At 36.5% G+C, this 18,122-nt stretch carries 14 protein-coding genes, 1 tRNA gene and 1 pseudogene; 12 read left to right on the top strand and 4 right to left on the bottom strand.

The window, feature by feature from the left end; translation table 11 throughout:
* Positions 1-354: 354 nt before the first annotated feature.
* Positions 355-1,125: a phage tail assembly protein gene (locus ACFIKJ_RS07825; RefSeq protein WP_375670424.1), complete on the bottom strand. Its 771-nt coding sequence runs from the start codon at positions 1,123-1,125 to the stop codon at positions 355-357.
* A 307-nt stretch (positions 1,126-1,432) separates the two neighbouring features.
* Here ACFIKJ_RS07825 and ACFIKJ_RS07820 point away from each other — a divergent pair, with 307 nt between their 5' ends.
* From ACFIKJ_RS07820 to ACFIKJ_RS07800, 5 genes are all read left to right on the top strand, one after another.
* Complete coding sequence (locus tag ACFIKJ_RS07820; protein WP_375627452.1) at positions 1,433-1,711, top strand: hypothetical protein; 279 nt, start codon at positions 1,433-1,435, stop codon at positions 1,709-1,711.
* A gap of 227 nt (positions 1,712-1,938) precedes the next feature.
* Positions 1,939-3,135, top strand: a complete 1,197-nt coding sequence (locus ACFIKJ_RS07815; protein ID WP_375670423.1) for a multidrug effflux MFS transporter — start codon at positions 1,939-1,941, stop codon at positions 3,133-3,135.
* 260 nt (positions 3,136-3,395) lie between these two features.
* Positions 3,396-4,127 (top strand): alpha/beta fold hydrolase, encoded by a 732-nt coding sequence (locus tag ACFIKJ_RS07810; RefSeq protein ID WP_375652030.1) that lies wholly within the window; start codon positions 3,396-3,398, stop codon positions 4,125-4,127.
* Positions 4,124-6,298 (top strand): isocitrate/isopropylmalate family dehydrogenase, encoded by a 2,175-nt coding sequence (locus ACFIKJ_RS07805; protein ID WP_375670422.1) that lies wholly within the window; start codon positions 4,124-4,126, stop codon positions 6,296-6,298. The genes ACFIKJ_RS07810 and ACFIKJ_RS07805 overlap by 4 nt, the downstream gene beginning before the upstream one ends.
* Before the next feature lie 855 nt (positions 6,299-7,153).
* On the top strand, positions 7,154-7,960 hold the full coding sequence (locus ACFIKJ_RS07800) for an N-acetylmuramoyl-L-alanine amidase (protein WP_375626766.1): 807 nt from the start codon (positions 7,154-7,156) through the stop codon (positions 7,958-7,960).
* 1,156 nt (positions 7,961-9,116) lie between these two features.
* Here ACFIKJ_RS07800 and ACFIKJ_RS07795 read toward each other — a convergent pair.
* Positions 9,117-10,313: a porin gene (locus ACFIKJ_RS07795; protein ID WP_375670421.1), complete on the bottom strand. Its 1,197-nt coding sequence runs from the start codon at positions 10,311-10,313 to the stop codon at positions 9,117-9,119.
* A gap of 319 nt (positions 10,314-10,632) precedes the next feature.
* Between ACFIKJ_RS07795 and ACFIKJ_RS07790 the strand changes: the two genes are divergently transcribed.
* Positions 10,633-10,723: transfer RNA gene (locus tag ACFIKJ_RS07790), tRNA-Ser, on the top strand.
* Positions 10,724-12,286: 1,563 nt separating this feature from the next.
* On the opposite strand, the gene ACFIKJ_RS07785 is transcribed toward ACFIKJ_RS07790, so the two are convergent.
* Positions 12,287-13,507, bottom strand: a complete 1,221-nt coding sequence (locus tag ACFIKJ_RS07785) for an MFS transporter (RefSeq protein WP_375670420.1) — start codon at positions 13,505-13,507, stop codon at positions 12,287-12,289.
* Positions 13,504-14,568, bottom strand: coding sequence for a ThiF family adenylyltransferase (locus ACFIKJ_RS07780; RefSeq protein ID WP_375653964.1), 1,065 nt, complete (start codon positions 14,566-14,568; stop codon positions 13,504-13,506). The genes ACFIKJ_RS07785 and ACFIKJ_RS07780 overlap by 4 nt, the downstream gene beginning before the upstream one ends.
* 867 nt (positions 14,569-15,435) lie before the next feature.
* Here ACFIKJ_RS07780 and ACFIKJ_RS07775 point away from each other — a divergent pair.
* The 6 genes and pseudogenes from ACFIKJ_RS07775 to ACFIKJ_RS07750 form a co-directional block, all read left to right on the top strand.
* Complete coding sequence (locus ACFIKJ_RS07775) at positions 15,436-15,933, top strand: hypothetical protein (protein ID WP_375670419.1); 498 nt, start codon at positions 15,436-15,438, stop codon at positions 15,931-15,933.
* 104 nt (positions 15,934-16,037) lie between these two features.
* Positions 16,038-16,253 (top strand): hypothetical protein, encoded by a 216-nt coding sequence (locus ACFIKJ_RS07770; protein WP_375653962.1) that lies wholly within the window; start codon positions 16,038-16,040, stop codon positions 16,251-16,253.
* A gap of 11 nt (positions 16,254-16,264) precedes the next feature.
* On the top strand, positions 16,265-16,465 hold the full coding sequence (locus ACFIKJ_RS07765; RefSeq protein WP_273790108.1) for a hypothetical protein: 201 nt from the start codon (positions 16,265-16,267) through the stop codon (positions 16,463-16,465).
* A gap of 3 nt (positions 16,466-16,468) precedes the next feature.
* Positions 16,469-16,872 (top strand): annotated as a pseudogene (locus ACFIKJ_RS07760) (GPW/gp25 family protein).
* On the top strand, positions 16,859-17,740 hold the full coding sequence (locus ACFIKJ_RS07755; protein ID WP_375627427.1) for a baseplate J/gp47 family protein: 882 nt from the start codon (positions 16,859-16,861) through the stop codon (positions 17,738-17,740). The pseudogene ACFIKJ_RS07760 and the gene ACFIKJ_RS07755 overlap by 14 nt, the downstream one beginning before the upstream one ends.
* Positions 17,740-18,122, top strand: a 383-nt coding sequence (locus ACFIKJ_RS07750; RefSeq protein WP_375670418.1) for a phage tail protein, incomplete at its 3' end; no start/stop codon positions are given. The genes ACFIKJ_RS07755 and ACFIKJ_RS07750, both read left to right, overlap by 1 nt.

Below are 18,122 nucleotides of genomic sequence, written 5' to 3'. Positions count from 1 at the left end.
GTTTCCATGTTTTATCTCCTTGAATATGCTGGAGATACAATGTCTTTTTGCCAATTATGTTCCAAAAGTGGTAAATATGCGCCAAAAAGGGATAGGAAAGACCGAACACAAGACGGTGATCATTACTTAAAATTCTGGAGTATTTATTTTATTATTTCATTTTTTTGTAAAAACAGCGCATCTTCTAAAATTTTAGTTTTTATATTGTACTTATAATTAAAAGAATGCTTCAATTATTCAAAATAAATATCAAAAGTATTCAATTCAAAAAGCTATGAGAGATAAAAGAGAAGGAAGAAACATTAGTGTTCTAAGCTGTTTTTCCTTCTCTTATTATTCTATATCAAAACAATGCTAGAAAAGCTTTCTAAGTTCTTTGAGTAAAAACTCCCAAAACCAGAGAGGAAAGTTGAAAAGTTTTGAGACAATGTCCAAAAGTTTCGAGATTCTCTCCAAAGTTTGTTTTTTAGTTTCGCCCGCAGTTTTTTTATACGATGTAAGAGCACTTTGATTTGAGAGATAAATTTGGTTTGATGGACCATCTTGTACTAAGAAAGTGCATTTTGTAAAGGTCATGTGTTCCACCTTTATGACGTAGGGATTATGAACTGTAATCGGTTCATAGGTGCTACAGGTTTTCACTTTTGCATTTGCAGTTGTCATGGATTCTGTTTCAAATGTATGTGTGTAAAGGTTACTTGTGCATTTTTCGGGTTTACTGTCGATTAAAGTACATTCATCCATTATGCTTTTTATGGCTGCATTTACTTTGTTTATAAAGTTTTTGAGATGTTTAGAAAATTGAGTTTCTAAGGATAGGATTTTTAGGGATGGGATTTTTATGATTGTATTCATTTTATCAAGTTTTTTTAATACTTTTTTTATTAAAGTCCCGTAAATGTCTTTAATGTTTAAAAAATCACGAACACCAAGTTTACTGATGGCATTATAGGACCACCCTGAAAGACATGCGATCATTTCAATTGATTGCTCGTCGCCTTCTTTGCTCTGTATTGCTTTTAAGTCTTTAAATTTCGGGCGGCGTAAGGTGATTTCTGTGTATGTCTTTCCTTCCACTTTAATAGGTACAAGTAATTGGTACGTGGCTAGTTCTGTTATATTCATTAATAGCTTCTCCTTGCTTTCTAAATTAGATGCAGAATGATTTATCAAATTTCCATTATAGCATGTTTGTCAATAGCTTAGGCAGTAAACTTGGTGATGGTTATGTAGAATGAAATTCTAACAAAATGGACAAGATGAATTTAGATTTTAAGGGGAGACAGAAGCGCAATTTGCTTTATGATATTAGTGGGCTATTAAGTTTGTTTGCTCAATTATTTGTGTTGATAAAAACTTCTCCATGAGCCATTGTTATATGCTGTATTGTTACAATAATATTTGTGTGGGGAGTTTTAAGGAGAGGGAGTTTGTGGCTTCTTTTTTCTTTGAGCGTTGTAAACCACCTCTGATAAAAGATGTTGTCGGAAAAGTGATGTTGTTATCATGGAGAGGGATAGAGTTTGGGAGCGTTTTTGTTGATGATATCAATGAAAAAAAGCTGATGAAGATAGGGCAACATGAATACAACAAAATGCGCTATTTCGGATTGGGAAATATATCTCTGAAGGAGAGTTTTGATCTTTTAGCTTCTTTTGCGTATAGTTTTAAAATTGCGATTTGCTATGCTTTAAAATTAATTATAAAGTGAAGCACTAAGTGTTTATTTACGTGTTGCGTGTGCGTGCGGATCAGACATTGGATTTATGTATCAACAAGATGAATTATTCTCGAATAAAGTAAAAGAATAAAGAAAATTTATTATTTTATTCCCTGTGGATAAAGTTAAAATAGATTTATATTTATAAATATAAATTATTATTTTTCTATAAACGTAAAATTTAAATATTTTTAAATTTAAGAAATGTGACTTTCCTGATGAAACATAAATATACATTACCATTCATTATACTTATCGTATGTTTATCAACAGGAGGTTTGATTTCTACCGATATTTTTTTACCAGCACTGGGCGATATGCGTCAATATTATCAAGTGACACAATCTCAAATTCAAAGTGCAGTGGCGGTTTTTTTGTTGGCATTGGCACTTGGACAGCTCATTTATGGGCCGCTGAGTGATAATTTTGGGCGTAAAAAAACACTTCTATTGGGCTTATTCTTGTGGTTATTTACGACACTTGGTGTGATTTATACGGTTCATATTCACGCTTTTCTTGTGTTACGTTTTTTGCAAGGTCTTGGTGCTTGTGCGGGACTTGTCTTAAGTCGTGCAATTATCAATGATTTGTTGGATAAAAAAGCGGCTGGAAAACTTTATTTGATTGTTTTCCCTTTTATTGGAATGTCACCAGCACTTGCACCTTTCATTGGTGGACTTTTGATACAAGCTTTTCATTGGCAGGCAACTTTTATCTTTTTAAGCTTTTTTATATTTTTGACCATTTTTCTATGTTGTTTTGTGCTAAGCGAAACTCTACCTCCTCAGAAGCGGCAGCATTTTTCTCCGGTAGGATTTATGAAGGCATATTTAGGTGTTCTCAGAAATAAACAATTTATTTTTTATGCACTTATTCCGTGTTTTTCTTACGCTGCCTATTTTGCTTATATTGTGGAGTCGCCTTTTTTACTCACGACTTTGGGGTTATCGCCGATACACATTAGTTATAGCTATATTGGTGTTTCGTTTCCCTATATTTTGGGAAATCTTTTGGCGCGATGGTTTTTTGAGCGCGAGTCTATGGAAAAGACTGTGGGGAGAGGGTACATTATTTTTGTGATAGGTGGTGTGCTGTTTGCTTTGCAAATGTATCTAAGCCCATGGCCCCTTGTGACAAGTTTTATGGCTATTGCTGTTCTTACTTTTGGCAATGGTTTTTTATTGCCGTTAGGAACAGCGTTGGCTATTTCATCGCATCCGAAAGCTGCGGGAGCAGCTTCTGGTGTTATGGGATCTTTGCAATTAGGAAGTGCGGCACTCAGTGCAGCGGTTATCGGAAAGATATCTGGTCATAGCCCACGGGCTATGGCAACTTTGTTAGCTGTGTGTTGTATGATTGGTTTTATCATTTATATTCAAAAAGCGCGTCATTTTATGACTTCAGAAATGAACTGAGTAAAATGATAAAAAGAAAGCATTATGCGGAAATGTTTTTGATGTTGTTCACGAATGGGGTACCTGTACATTAGATGAATTTTTTTATTAAGTTGTTGGATTGAGTGGGTTTAAAATTTGTTACAAGCTTAGTTTGAGTTTAACAAATCGATTATGATGGGGGGAGAGTATGAGCCTAGAGTTTCAACATATTTTCATTATATTGGATGGGAAAAGTTTTGGCTCTAATGCATGTTTTAAATAAGGGGAGGAGTTGATCAATGAGCCTTCCTATTATTATTCTTTCTCCTGTAATGCCAATTTGGGATGGTGGTGTTTTTTGTTCTCCATTGACAAAGCTATGCTTATCAAAAGGATACCCAGTCACTCTGCTGGATACACTTTCTCTTTTTCCTAAGAGTTCTCATGTGCTCAATCATGCTGCTGTAGACATTTTATCTTTTATGGCAGAAAAACTTAAAAGCTATTTTAAAGAGCCCGCAGTGCTTGTGGGATTTTCTATGGCTGGAATGTTGGTACAAATATTGGCAGCACGGCTTCCCAATGTTCAAGCTGTGCTTGCTGTGAATGCACCTGGCTATCCAGATAAGGTTTTGCAACGGCGCCTTGGAGATATTCTTGCCTCCTTAGAAAATAATGATTTGTCGGGGGCTTTGGAAATACTCAATGGTTTTATGCATCCTTCTGGCATTATGAAAAAAAGAGTTTTATTGGAGATTCCCGATAAACAAAAAAGCGTGGCAATTGAACGCATGAGAAGAGGGTTTAAACTCTTATTAGAAATAGATGCTAGAGATGAAATAGTTAAGTATAAGGGGAAGTTTTTAGCTTTAGTGGGAGAAAAGTCACAACTTGCAACGGTAGATAATCAGACGAAAAGTCATAATCTGAACCATGAATATAAGATTATTTCTGGTGCTGGTACGCGTTTGTGGGAGGATAATCCTACTATGACAGATGCAGTCATTGATGAGTGGATTGATGAGTTATGAAAAAGAAAGTTCTTGTATTACCTGGTGATGGGATAGGACCAGAGGTTTGTGATGCTGCGTTGATGGTTTTAGAGCAATTCCAATTGCCGATTGAGTTTACTTATGGTGATATTGGTTTTGAATGTTGGAAACAAGAAGGAGATCCTGTCCCTCAAGCAACTTGGCAAAAAATTATTCAGAGTGATGCCATTTTACTTGGAGCTGTGACCAGTAAAGGAAAAGAAGCGGCTTTAAAAGAACTTGCACCGCATTTAAAAGAGCAAAAACTTGCCTATGTGTCACCGGTTATTCAGCTTCGCCAAAAATTAGGGTTGTTTGCAAATATACGCCCTGTCAGATACATCTTTGGTCCGAGAAAACCTTTTCATTTTTGTGTTATCAGAGACAATAGTGAAGGCCTTTATGCTGGATTGGATTTTCGGGGTATTTCTCCTGAAACAGCCGTTTGGCTAAAACATCCCAATTTAACAAAATATGGGCTTGAGGAAGCTGCGTGGACAGTCCGTTTGCAGACACGCTTTGGTTTAGAGCGGTTATTTGAATATGCTTTTTCTTATGCGAGGAAATATGGCTTTAAGCGCGTTACTTTTGCTGATAAGCCCAATGTTATGCGAGAAAGTGGACAATTTTCTCAGGAAATTTTTGAGAAGATTGCGCAAAACTATCCGGAAATTGAAGCAGATATTCATAATGTTGATGCGGTTGCTTTGTGGATAGCAAACAAGCCAGAGCAATTTGGGGTGATTGTTGCTGAAAACATGTTTGGCGATATTCTCTCTGATCTTGCCGCTGGAGTCATGGGGGGATTGGGGCTTGCTCCTCATGTGAATGTGGGGAGCGAGATTGCTTGTTTTGAGCCTGTTCATGGCAGTGCACCACGTATTGCTGGACAGAATAAAGCAAATCCTTCTGCGATGCTTTATACCACGGCTTTACTTTTAGAGCATTTAGGTTTTAAAGATGCAGCAAAACAACTATCTGAGAGTGTTGATCAGGTTATTCGTGCTGGAAAAACTGTTACCTATGATCTTGGAGGTGTAGCCTCTACCCGTCAAATGGCTGAAGCTGTTCGCAATGTTCTTGTGAATCCTGTCTCTATTTGTCATGCGGCAATTATTACGATTGGTGATGAACTCCTTTCAGGACAATATTTGAATACGAATTTGCAGGATTTGAGTCAGAGCTTGAATAAAAGAAATATTCAAGTCACGCGTCATTTTGTTTGTGCTGATCAATTACAGCAAATCAGTGAGACTGTTGTTTCTTGCCTTGGACAAGAAGATCTTATCATTATCAGTGGGGGATTGGGACCAACATCAGATGACATAACACGTGATGCGGTTTCTCAAGCTGTAAAGCAGCCTTTGGTACATCATGAAGATGTTTGGCAAACAATAAAAGGTCAATTACAACGATTAGGGATTTTGGTGGATAAGAGTAATGCGCGTCAAGCATTGTTTCCTGAGACGGCAACCGTGCTTGATAATCCTACGGGTACAGCACCAGGCTTTTATCTTTCTTGTGATGGAAGTACGCTTGTTGTTTTGCCTGGTCCGCCATCACAGGCTCTTGCGCTTTTAGAGAATTATTTAGAACACAACGAGAAGAAATATTCTTTTGTATCGCGTGCGGGGTATGCATGGACTTTGATTGGAATTGATGAAAGTACCATTGCGCAGTGGGTTGATTGTCATCTTGAAAATGAGCCATTTGAACGGCATTTTTTATGGAAAAGCCCCTATGTTCTTGTGCAGCTTGTTGGTCAGTCATCGGCACCTTTGGCACAGCATTTAATCGAACAATTTGAAGATCATTTTCACTCCTATTTGGTTGGTGCAGAAGTTACTACTGCTTGTAAACAATTGAAAAAGCATACAGAGGTTCATTGGTCTTCCAATGATCCATATCTTTTAAAATATTTTCAGCCCATAGAAAAAAGTACAAAAAATATTCCACTGCTTGAGGTTGAAGTGAGCCTAGAACCTTCTATCGAGACATTAGAAAATCAAGAAGAAAGCCTTGGACATGCCACGATGACTATACGGATGAAAGGTTATGGTGATGATCGTGTAACTTTTCCCTATACGCGACCACTTTTAGGTGCCGTCTTACAAGAATATGCAGCTTGGTTGGTTTTAAAAAGAGTTTTGCAAACTGAGAAAAGCAAATGAACCTCTATGGGGACGTAAAAATATTGCTCAAATTATTGAACGTTCTATTATAAGAAGTATTTTGATCCTTTTCTTAAGTGGTTTTTATCTATAGGTTAAACTTTCTTTTAATGTGTAATTAAATCACTTTGATTAATTCAAGATTAAGAAAAACTTTACGATATTAGGCTTGCTACATTCAATATTTATAATGATTAATTATTATTATAAATCAATTCGTTATCTTTCATAGAGCTGATGACAAGGAATCCAGAGACTTCATGTGCCTCAAGCGTTGTAAATAATTGAGATTCTTTGTAAATCAAAAAGCGATGGTGTGAAAAGACAAGAAGTTGTGTCATTTACAGGAAAGCTTTGCAAATTTTATTGAAAAATATGTCCAGTTTATTGCGAATATGTGCCATTCAGTTATCTGATAATAAATTGCTGTAAAGAGCTTATAAAAATTTTTCCTTTAAGTTTTTGTGTGATTGCACGATCGTTGGGTGTTCGCTTCCGAGGGGCGATATTTTTCAATGTGATAACAGGAAGAATTATTTTTCTGTAAGACGTGAAAATTCAAGGAGTGATTATTTTATGCTTTTGTTTTCTTTTCGATTGGTAATTTTTAGGAATTTGTTTGAGGAAAATATTTAATGCGGTGCGTTTGTGAATGTGGTTAAAAACATTTTACGCGTGTGTGGGGGAGAAATAAAATGTGTCTTAATTGTTGATAAGAGTGTCAATGTTTTTGATGAACAAATTTTAGGCGTAATTCTTAGTATCTAGATAGGAAGTTCATTGCATTTTTAACAGTTCGTGTCCTATCTGTTGTGATGCGCAGTGGTCTTTTTTAGCAAAAAAGAAAGGGCTTTTATGTATCAGATTGATTACAACAGTTATCGTTCTGTCAAGAGTTTTAATCGTCGCGTTCGTTTTCTCGTTATGCATTATACGGCTCTTGATTTTAAATCCTCGATTATGGCGCTTACAGGAGAAAAGGTTAGTGCACACTATCTTGTTCCTGATCCTTCAGAGCAGACATATCGTGAAGCAGGCTTTAAGGACATGCGTATTTTTAATCTGGTTGATGAAAATGAGCGTGCATGGCATGCGGGTGTGAGTTCATGGGCTGGGCATAGTCATCTCAATGATGCATCTATCGGGATTGAAATCGTTAATTTAGCGACGGGTCATTCTGAGTCTCCAGAAGAGACAGTTGATTTTATGGCTTATCATGATGAGGGTGGTATATTTCCTCCTTATAATCCAATACAAATTGATGCCGTTAAGGAACTTGCCTTGAATATTCTTCAACGGTATCCCGATATTATGCCAACTGATGTTGTGGGACACAGTGATATTGCTATTGGAAGAAAAAGTGATCCAGGAGCAGCTTTCCCATGGAGAGAACTTTATAGGGCAGGTATAGGAGCATGGTATGATGATGAACTAAAAAGTCATTATCAAGAGCAATTTTCTAAGAACTTGCCGCCCAAAGAAGATATTTTGGCGAAGCTAAAATGTTATGGATATGACATTTCTGCTGCGTGTACCCAAACAGGATACAAAGATTTGATCCGAGCATTCCAACTTCATTTTCGTCAAGAAAATTATGATGGGATTCTAGATGTTGAAACAGCAGCAATTCTTTATGCATTGGTTGATAAATATTTTCCGTGAATTCAACGTGTTTTAATTGAAAATATGGTTATGATGACGTGTAAGCCTTTTTCTTATCAAGAGAGGCTTCTTTTTTCCAATGCGCTTTATGTAAAAAAGGGCATTAATCGTGTAAAAAATCCCATGTACGGTATAAGGCGTTTTATGGAAACATAACGCTATAGAATGCTTTATGATTTCCAGAGATTAAATTTACTGGTTCTTTGTCTTATATTTTGCTTCCTTTTTTACAGTGACGTTCATAAAGAATATAATCTAAAGTCCTCTATTAAGTTAGCTTCATTTTTATGCTTAATAAAAGTGCCTAGAACCATCATAAACTTTTCCAGATCTCAATGTTACTACAGTCCTTGGAACTTAAAACGATTCATAAAGGGTTTTCTTTACTCGTTTTTATTCACACGGCTCTCTCCATTCGTCGTGTACAAGTGAATGGTTTTGGTTGATTGAAACATGGGACAGGTCTGAAATGGAGAATCCTACGATATTCTGGACTTTTATTCAACATGCAAAATAATAAATTGTCATTATAAATTAATGTGATGCAGATTCAAAAAAAGGTGGGTCGTTTACAGATTGCTACTGATAGGAGTCTCTATTCTTTAGATGGGGAAGAGGTTAATTCATTTTTTGAAGATATATCTATTTTCTCTTTTATTGCTTTAGGGGATATTTTCATCGTTTTGATAACATGTTTCTTGATGATTAAGTTTTTTAATGCGCGGCAGTGTTGTAAAATGTTGTGTTTTAGGATGTTAATAGAAGACACATTCATGCATATCAAAAACACAATGATGTCTTGTTTTTTTCAATATTTTATTTGTTCAGTACAGAACTTACCTGAGAAGTTCATGACCTAAATTAACAAAGGTTAGGTATAAATTACCAACAAAAATCAATTTGGTAATAAAGAAAAGGTATTTGTTCACCTGGGTACGCAAGAGATTGTTTGAATGGATGTGTAAGAACCCACGTATGCAGTGTTCTTATCAAGTACATCAGGTTAATTTTCTGAGAATATTTTTGTGAAAGTGAGTATTTTTTTTCAAAAAGACAAGAAAATAACGATCAAGAAAGATGCTCATGATGTTTGATTACAAAAATAAAAACTGGCAACATATGTTGCCAGTTTTTAAAATCTTTAGCTTAAATAGTATTAGAATGAACGCTGTAAACGGATCATACCTTGAAAAGCACTTTTCTTATTGAATAAATGTTTTTCATCATTATTTTTATCCGTCACAACGCGATCATCATTCCAAGAAACATAGGTTAATTCAGGTGTAATCACAAATCCTGGAACCAGCGTGTATGTAATATTTACAGAAGTTGCAAAGGTTTTTACAGCACTATAAGAAACTTGAGCATTCAAATTTGCCTTCGGAGTGAGTTTGTAAGTGGCACCCGCCCAAGCAGCCCATTTACCACCCCAGTTTGCATAAATCGTTGTGCTTTGTCGTGATAATTCATCATTTTCATTTACTGTGTAGTAATCAAGGCCGTTTTTATAACCAGCCATTACCCATAGATTGAAACGATCGTTGACATTGAAATCTGCACGTACTTTTCCAGCCCACTTTTTGTAGTAAGTATCATATGCTGCAACCGCTGAAAAACCACCCCATTTTTGCATAAACTTGATACCCAAAACTACATTGGGTGTGTAATTTTTAATTGCTTTACTTGGAAGAGTATCCTTCGTGATAGGAACAAGCTTATCATCTTTATCAATATAGTATCCGCTTATTCCAGGAAGAGCATCTGAATTATTGCCTAGTTCAGCTCCGATAATAGCAGAAAAGCCGGAGTCACCATTAAAGGTGTAGGAAATAAAATTAGTGCGTGTTGTGCCTGCAGGTGCTATGCTGTCATCATTGAGAACATTTCCATAATCACCAGTCCAGCTGTTGAAAATTGTGTCATCAAGACCTACGCGAAACCCCCCCAGTTCAATGTAAGCGGCTGAAAGCCTTGCACCAGCTTTATCACCACCATCACCCCAGCTTGAGAAAATTCTTGCATATGAACGAAGTGTCCCCATTTCTGTTTCAGAAGCTGCTTGAAAAACAAGGGTGAGCCGTGATGATGCGCCATAGGTTTTTCTTTTTTGGTTCAGTTCAGTTTCGCTTGTTGCATCGATATTATCACCGCCTATAAAATCAGTACGAACATTTCCTGATAAACGCATGCAGGTTTCTGTTCCAGGGATATAAAAATATCCTTTTCCGTAGGCATCACAAACGCGAATATATTCTACAGGTTCGGGTTCGGGGATAATTGTTGAAGCAGCATGTGCTCCAGAAATTGTTAAAAAAGCTGCTGTAGAGCTTAAAAAGAGGGATTTAATATTCATATAGGATCTCCGAGGTCCGTTAATTTTCTTCTAAATTCTAAAGGGTATCATTTACCTAACGCATTAAGGACAAAGACATAAGTAAAATACGCGGCACTTGTTATCTTAGCTATACTAATCTTTTTAGATATTCAAATATGAAATTACCTTTTTGTAATGTATACATGTACTATTCGAGATAATGTGGTAAAAAAGACACAATTTTTGTTTTGTTAACTTTTTATCCCTATGGGCTCAATAGGAGAAAAATTTCAGATATTTGGGAAAAAAATCGAAAATGTCTTGAACTTTCTGTTGATACCATTTATGCCTCTCTGTTGGAGAGGTGGCCGAGTGGTCGAAGGCGCTCCCCTGCTAAGGGAGTAGGGCTCAAAAGGCTCTCGAGAGTTCGAATCTCTTCCTCTCCGCCATCTATTGTTATAAAAGCAGTTGATTGTGTATAGGAATTTTTTTCAGTGATTTGTGCTCATTTGCTTTTCTGCTAATCTCAATTTTGTGAAGTTTTTTGATTGCTTTTCTTGCTAGACGTTTTCTATCAGCTACTCTGCTATAGAGTGGTGCTATTTTATCTTCCTTCCATCTCAATTTATGTGCGAAATTGTATTATGTGCGAAATTGTAATACCTGTATTAGCAGCGCGTGTGGTTGCTCATTTTCTTAATTCCTGTGTTGATTTTAAATTTTATGTTTCATGAAACAAGTTACAAAAATTTCTTTTCTAATGGTGTAAACTAAAGCAAAACCAATGGGGGATATTTTAAGCGCAATATGTTTCATGTAAATCGCTATGCCAATTTATATTAAAGTAAATATGATCAGTTGTGGAAAAAAATATCCTGAGAAAAATAGGTTTGGTTCAAAATTTCTCATGCTTTTGTTGATAAAGGAAAGCGAAGCTCTGTTATAGCATCACATTGACGTTGCATATTTTTTAGCTAAGGATTGCTTATTTATTTTTATGGATATAGGGAGCAGCACGCACGTTTGTAAGAATAAGCGGCCGTAAAGCTAGATGTTACGGATTTTGTTCTACAAAGTGTTTTTGACTTCCCTATATCGTTCCAATCGTTTGGTGGCACATTTATTTTATGACGTTGTTTTGCTAAGCTTTTGCTTTTGTGTGTCAATCAGCACTTACTCCTTATACAACAGCATATTTGAGATCAATATTTAAGATGGTTTACTGCTTTATCGGTTATGTCAGCGTTTATATGCCAAATAGGGGAGAAAATATTGTATATATTTGCTAGCGAGTCATTTCTAAAAACGGAAGGATCTTTTTAATTTTGAGAAAATATAAAAGCGGAAAAGGTGGAAGTTATCTCTTATTTTTATCATCATCTTATTAATTCAGTTTTATAACTTTCATAAATCTCTATGGTCGTGTCTTTTAAATAATGAAGATTATGTGTCTTACGCTTTTGTTTATCCCGTTGGGATTATGCCTCTCATATAAAAAGAATGTTCTAAACACAAATATACTTGTGTTGCCAATTTATGCACTTGTGTTAAAGAGATATCTTTCAATGTGTATAAGCCCATTTTGCGACGGCACCTCTTAAATGGTATAAAACGTAAAAGTTTCTGTGAGGCATATAAAGTCTTATAGTGCCACACCATTTGTATACTTATGAAGATGCAAAGAGGCATATTATACTCCTGCTTCCATTTTGTGATAGATTTTAACTATGAGAGTTCATAAAAGGCATTTTTTCTTTTCTAAATTGTTTTTATTTATACGGCTTTCTCCACTTAATGATGTGCAAGCAAATGATTTTGATTGTTTCAACCATAAAAACAGATTTGAAAAGAAAGAATCTTACAATATTCGAGTTTGCTATATTATCATTATAAATCAATGTGTTGCTTTATAATTTCATTGTATATTGAACGTTGGATGTGGCAATGCTCTCAAAAAAGTATCGATTTCTTTTAGAAGAAAACATTGTGGGTGAAATGTTATGGTTTTTCTCTCATAGCGATTTGTGGGAGTGTTTCATCCATTTCATGACAACCAAACCACACATGAAAAAAGTAATGGTCGGTAATATTAGATAGTAAGATGGAGAAACTTTTGCAGGAAGAAAAGAAATAATACTTAATACTGTAATTGAAAATATTCTTCCGCTAAAAGATACAGCACCAACAATACCGGAAATATGCTGCGTTTGTTTTTGGTTAAGTTCTGAGAAAAATAAGCTTTTGGCCCCTATTGGTACAGTGCAAATAAATCCATGGATTAAAGAGAAGGCGATGACTGATGCAGCAGTTTGATGGCTATGAACTAAAAAATAGAGCGCTATGCACATCAGCGCAGAAAAGAAGGAAAAATATTTTATAGAATTCTTATATTTTTTATCAAGAACATGATACTTAGACATCAGTAAATTTGAAAAATATTGTGCTGAAAAGGCTCCAATATGGCAGCACATCAAGACGAGCATTTGCGAACCGTTGAGGTGATGAATTTTTCCTCCTGAAAGTATTATCGGTTGCCAGAAATGATAAATAATCTGAATACCAGCGCTAAAAAGGCACATGAGGAAAATAAACCATGCTCCTCCTACTGTATTTTGAAATATCCAGAGCGTTTCCTTGGCATTGTGCAAGATTGTTTTTGTTTTGGACGTTTCAATTGTCGTTTTCTTTTCTTCCGGAACAATAAGGAATATCAAAAAAATAAATCCCATCATGAGGCATGAGATGATATATCCCATAAAATATTGTCCAGAGTAATAGATCGTTCCAATTCCTACAATTCCACTGAGAATACTTCCGAAAGAGTTAACTTGGTGGTAGAGATGAGCATAATGCGAAAAGTGATCCTGTTTATCGCCTAGAGAATGGTAAATCCATCCGTCAATGGCGCTGACAATGATGCAAATGCCCGCTGCATAGAGAATTTGCGCAATAATAAGTGCTGTCATATTAGGAGCTTGAAGGCATAGAAGATAAAATACTCCTGTCATAAAGACCCCAGCCATAACGGAATATTTACGTCGATATCTGTCAGATAAAACAGCGCAGGGAAAATCAAGCAGCAGAATGGTGGTGGAAAAGACAACCTGAAGCAGAGCTAATTGCGCCAGACTAACTCCCATGGACATTAAAAAAATAGCATGGTAAACACCAATGAGCATGCGGACAGCATTATAGGATCCATAGTTGAGAGCGAGGGTGCGTGGTCTGTTCATTGTGTTGTTCCACAAACCTTACAGTGAGGATTTTTCTTTAGAGAACGCTCTTCTGTGAAAAGTTGGCTGCTCCATATCCCCACACGGTGATCAGTGGAAAGAAGGCTTCCATAACCACCCAAAAATTTAAGAGCATCATTAGCACACATGGCAGCTGAAAGTGCATTAACAGGGGGAAATGTAGCAACTTTGAAGTTATTATTAATCATAACACAAGCTTCATAAATAAGATGATCACTTTTTGCTGGAAGATTACCTATAGACGAGCTACATGCGTAACAACCAGTTTTACCAGGTATGTAAAATGGACCAAAGACAGCTATATCATTAACATAACCGGAATTTATATAGGCTTGTTTATTTTTCACACACCATTCATTGATCCATAGGCCTAGCTGAACAGGTGAATCAGCAGAAATGATCCATAAATCAGCTTTGGGTAATTTGTTGATATCCTCTTTTTCAGTAATCAACATTTGTAATTCATGAACTTCAATTTGGCTGTTTCTCCGCATCAGCTCACGTTTAAGAACAGTTGTTTTCGGAAGACCGATATCTTCTTCAGTAAAAAGAATTTGTCTGGTAAGGTTGGTTATCTCGATCACATCATTGTCAACAAGAGTCAATTTTCCAACGCCAGAGGATGCAAGCATTGCTGATACATGATTACCAATCCCACCACACCCTAAAATGACGACACTTTTTTGCAAAAGAGTATGCTGAACGGAGGTTGGATGCATACCATAGCTTTGATAATGGAGATGACTTCTGGAATATCGATTATTGAGGATATTGTCTGATGTTTCAGCTTTGACAAGAAAATGGTTAGAAACAAGAAAATCAAACGCACGGTCAAAATTTTCTTTTAACATGATTAATGATAGTGAATTGTAAACTTCATCTACTGTCTTTTTTTTGATCCATTGTGCCGCAATAAGCACTAAGTTCTCCCAAAAATTTTTATCATTGATAATAAACTGCTTTGAACCTGCACCAAAAATAGCATCCTCTTCACGAACAACAACACGTGTGTATTTTCCTAAAATATATTGTTGTTTCATTTCTCCTCCCCACTTGTAGAGTAAACCAACTTTTCCCTAGATTTATTTTCTAGGGAAAAGAATTTTCTTTAGTCATTAATTACATTCTGAATGATCCATGATCCCCCCCTTTATTGATGTTTTCATTATTCACCACATTACATGGGAGGAGGATCCTATATGAAAATATTATTATTGTAAATACATTTTTATGATGTAAAGTAAATATTCCTACATCAAATATTGATGAATGTACATTGAGAAAAGAACGCATCTCATCAGTTTAAAACTCTATGATCTTTATCAACTTAAAAGTAATAGCATAAAATATACGATAAAAAATGAATAAATTTCAATCTTTGTAAAAAACACAAACTTTTTTACTGCTGCTGATAAAAAACAAAGCTATATTATAAAGTAGTCGATCACTACATTGATTGTGGTTATCCGTTTTGTATACGCATCATTTCATAAATGTTAATATATTTATTAATCAAAATATTATTTTTGAAGCAATTGTAATATACTATTAAAATATTTTAAAGTTACCTATAAAGTGATTAAATTTCTCCTATAGAGATATAAAGCTAGACAGAAAAATCTATGACTATTTTATTGAATAAATTAGTTTTTATAGCTTTATTCTGTTTGTTAAGTATTTAATTTTTGTACAATTTATCCCTTTTTATTTTTATCATAGATTATTTTAAATAGATTTAATAAATTTCATTATTAATTTTTCAATACAAATTTAATTGTTTATTTTAATTTATTGCATACGAGAAAATAAAAAAATGTTTACAAAAAAAAGTTCTGTTGAGAGAAGGCTTATTGCTTATCATATTTTTGCTAACATATCTTTTATCTACCTCGCATGGCTATACGGGTATGGGTAAATTATTTTGTCCCCAAGTTGTTAAGGAACGTGATGATGCGGTTCAGAAGTTGGATTCAGCAAAGTTTGAAAAAGACAATGCGGAGAGAGGATGGAACGATACAATGGAAATATTGGGGGTGTCGGTAGAGGACTTGAAGAGAATAGCTTTTGAACAGCAGGCACTCTATTTTGCATTGCTGAAAAATATGCCAAATAACAAGCAACTAACTTATAAATATGAAATAACGCAAAAGCGGAATGCTGCAATTTTTGAACGGCTCGAGAAGGTTTTTACTTTATTTGAGCATGTTGAGAAAAGAACAGAGGCTTTTCGAGAATTAAATGAAGCAAATAAGCTTAAGGATCAGTCTCAAGCATTACATTATTTAGAAGTGATTTCTAAACATCATGAACATATTGATAACTTAAATCAAGAGATTAAAAGGCTCGATCACGAAGTTGATAATTTAAATAACAGGCTTCAAAGTCTGAGGAAAATATTTCGATAGGAAACGAAAAGTTATTCATTTAGAAGACACGTTTGAGCAACGAGATAAAGCTCTTACAGCACAAAGGAGGAAAGAAAAGTGACGGCTCTTATGGCGCTTTGCGGATGACAAAAGATGAGCTCATTCTCTCCCATGGGGAAAACCAAATCCATTTGAATAGCCAAGGTTTGGTGCTTTCTCATCAATCAACCCGTGTTGAATTAACGGGTAGTGTGCATATTCAAGCAGAAGATTTACAGCATAATCAAAAATCTGTTGGCGCAAGCCACAAACACGGTGGGGTCAAAATGGGTCCCTCCACAACCTCTTCCCCTCTTTAAAGGAGTTTATTATGCGTGAGAACACTTATGTTATTTTAACCAATGCCGATTTTGTTGCAGGCAAGCGTTCACCGGGCAAGGGTGAGGAAATTTGTTTAAGTGAGGAAGAGGCTAAATATCCGTTGCTGCTTGGTCAGATCACTGAAAAACCAGCACCTGTTGTTTCTGCGCCCCCAACTGTTTCTACCACAAAGACAAGCAAAGGAGCTTAAAGCATGCGGTGCGGGATGAGCGAAAAGGATGGCTCTCTTTTATATGGCTTTGCGCATTGTCAACAGTCACTTCGTAAATGTCTGACGACAAGAATTGGGACACGGGTTTTGCGTCGTCATTATGGATGTGATGTTGGAGCATTCCAAGACGCCAATGCTGATCCTGCGACGATGATGCAGCTTTATCAAGCAATTGTTGAAGCACTCGATGATCCAGAGTGTGGAGAGCCTGGGTTCTCGTTGCAGAGGATTGATCTGACAAAAGCAACGCGTGAAGGCACATTTCATTTGTTTTAACGGGCCATTTTGTTTTAACGGGTGTTTTTTATCCCGATGGGCATTTGGGGGATTGGTCACACAAAGAGCCAATGAGCATCAATTTAGAGGTTGGTGATGACAGAGTTTGAACCTTTATCCATTCCACAAGCTCCCCCTCCACAACTCCCTCTCCCACAAATTATTGAAGAGCTTTCTGTTGAAGCCATTTTAGAGCAAAAGATCACGCGTTTGACTGAGCTTTTTGCAGCGCATCATATTCCTTATAATGTGGAAAAGACGGCTTATGATCCGGTTGTCATTCAATTGCAAGCGGCGGCTTATGAAGAGTTGCTTTTGCGCCAGCGAATTAATGAAGTGGCGCGAGATAATTTACTCACATTTGCCCGTGGAACAAGTTTAGATCATTTGGGGGATTTTCATGGGGTCACGCGCCTTTTGGATGAAGATGATGAGCGGTTTCGCCGCCGCATTCGCTTGAATAGACAAGGACATTCCACAGGTGGCACAGCGCCACGTTACCAATATTTTGCCCTCTCAAGCGATATCCATGTCAAAGATGCTTTTGTTTATCGTGTGGCTAAAAGTCCACTTATTCATGTTGCGCTTTTTAGTGACGCTCCTTCAGGGGTGGCTGATGAGGCTTTAATTGCCAAGGTGCAAGCAGCCCTTGATGCCCCCCATGTTAAAATGACCAATGACCACATCTTTGTGAAAAGCGCGGTACAGCGGATGATCAATGTTTCTGCTGATTTTTGGTTGTTACCGGATGAAGGCTCCTTTGTTTTGGAAAGAGCGGAGCAGAATTTAAGAGCAGAATGGGCGCGTGCGCAAAGGCTTGGGCGTGATTTGTCTTTAAGTTGGATACTAAGCCGCTTGATGGTTGAGGGCGTTCACCATGTGAACATAACGCAACCTTGTGAGGATATTTTGGTCGCACCTGATGAAGCTGTAGCTTTGGGGGATATTGTTTTGTCTGAACGGGGGCGTGCTTATTGATGCTTTCCTCACTTTTGCCCCCGAATTCTAGCTTGTTTGAACGTTGTTTTGCAGAAGCAATGGCTCTTGACCCTCACGTTAAAACCGCACTGGAAGAAATACCCCGCGCGAAATTTATTACGCGTCCGCCTTCTTGGTTGCCCTTTTTAATAGACGAATATGGCTTACAAGAATTAAACCCTTATTTCTCTAACCTTTATGATTTAATTGATCAGGGTCTTGCATGGCAAAATATTCGCGGCTCCCTTGCGGCAATAGAGATGGGGCTTGAATGGCTAGGGATTTCGGCACGCTTTCAACCCGCCTGGACGGGGCGGGTATGGTGGAATTCCTTTCAACTTGATTTTGTTCAGTTGCCTGAACGCAAAAGCCTTGAAGTCAT

The sequence above is a fragment of the Bartonella sp. PS7NMGDW genome, from assembly GCF_042193585.1.
GTDB lineage: Bacteria > Pseudomonadota > Alphaproteobacteria > Rhizobiales > Rhizobiaceae > Bartonella > Bartonella grahamii.
The sequence above is the reverse complement of the archived record's forward strand: the minus strand, read 5'-3'. Positions and strand labels throughout refer to the sequence as shown.

Excerpts from the sequence above, each read along its gene's own strand:
- ACFIKJ_RS07825 (WP_375670424.1), bottom strand. The coding sequence starts at position 1,125 with ATGAATATAACAGAACTAGCCACGTACCAATTACTTGTACCTATTAAA.
- ACFIKJ_RS07815 (WP_375670423.1), top strand. The coding sequence starts at position 1,939 with ATGAAACATAAATATACATTACCATTCATTATACTTATCGTATGTTTA.
- ACFIKJ_RS07810 (WP_375652030.1), top strand. The coding sequence starts at position 3,396 with ATGAGCCTTCCTATTATTATTCTTTCTCCTGTAATGCCAATTTGGGAT.
- ACFIKJ_RS07805 (WP_375670422.1), top strand. The coding sequence starts at position 4,124 with ATGAAAAAGAAAGTTCTTGTATTACCTGGTGATGGGATAGGACCAGAG.
- ACFIKJ_RS07800 (WP_375626766.1), top strand. The coding sequence starts at position 7,154 with ATGTATCAGATTGATTACAACAGTTATCGTTCTGTCAAGAGTTTTAAT.
- ACFIKJ_RS07795 (WP_375670421.1), bottom strand. The coding sequence starts at position 10,313 with ATGAATATTAAATCCCTCTTTTTAAGCTCTACAGCAGCTTTTTTAACA.
- ACFIKJ_RS07785 (WP_375670420.1), bottom strand. The coding sequence starts at position 13,507 with ATGAACAGACCACGCACCCTCGCTCTCAACTATGGATCCTATAATGCT.
- ACFIKJ_RS07780 (WP_375653964.1), bottom strand. The coding sequence starts at position 14,568 with ATGAAACAACAATATATTTTAGGAAAATACACACGTGTTGTTGTTCGT.
- ACFIKJ_RS07775 (WP_375670419.1), top strand. The coding sequence starts at position 15,436 with ATGGGTAAATTATTTTGTCCCCAAGTTGTTAAGGAACGTGATGATGCG.
- ACFIKJ_RS07770 (WP_375653962.1), top strand. The coding sequence starts at position 16,038 with ATGACAAAAGATGAGCTCATTCTCTCCCATGGGGAAAACCAAATCCAT.
- ACFIKJ_RS07765 (WP_273790108.1), top strand. The coding sequence starts at position 16,265 with ATGCGTGAGAACACTTATGTTATTTTAACCAATGCCGATTTTGTTGCA.
- ACFIKJ_RS07755 (WP_375627427.1), top strand. The coding sequence starts at position 16,859 with ATGACAGAGTTTGAACCTTTATCCATTCCACAAGCTCCCCCTCCACAA.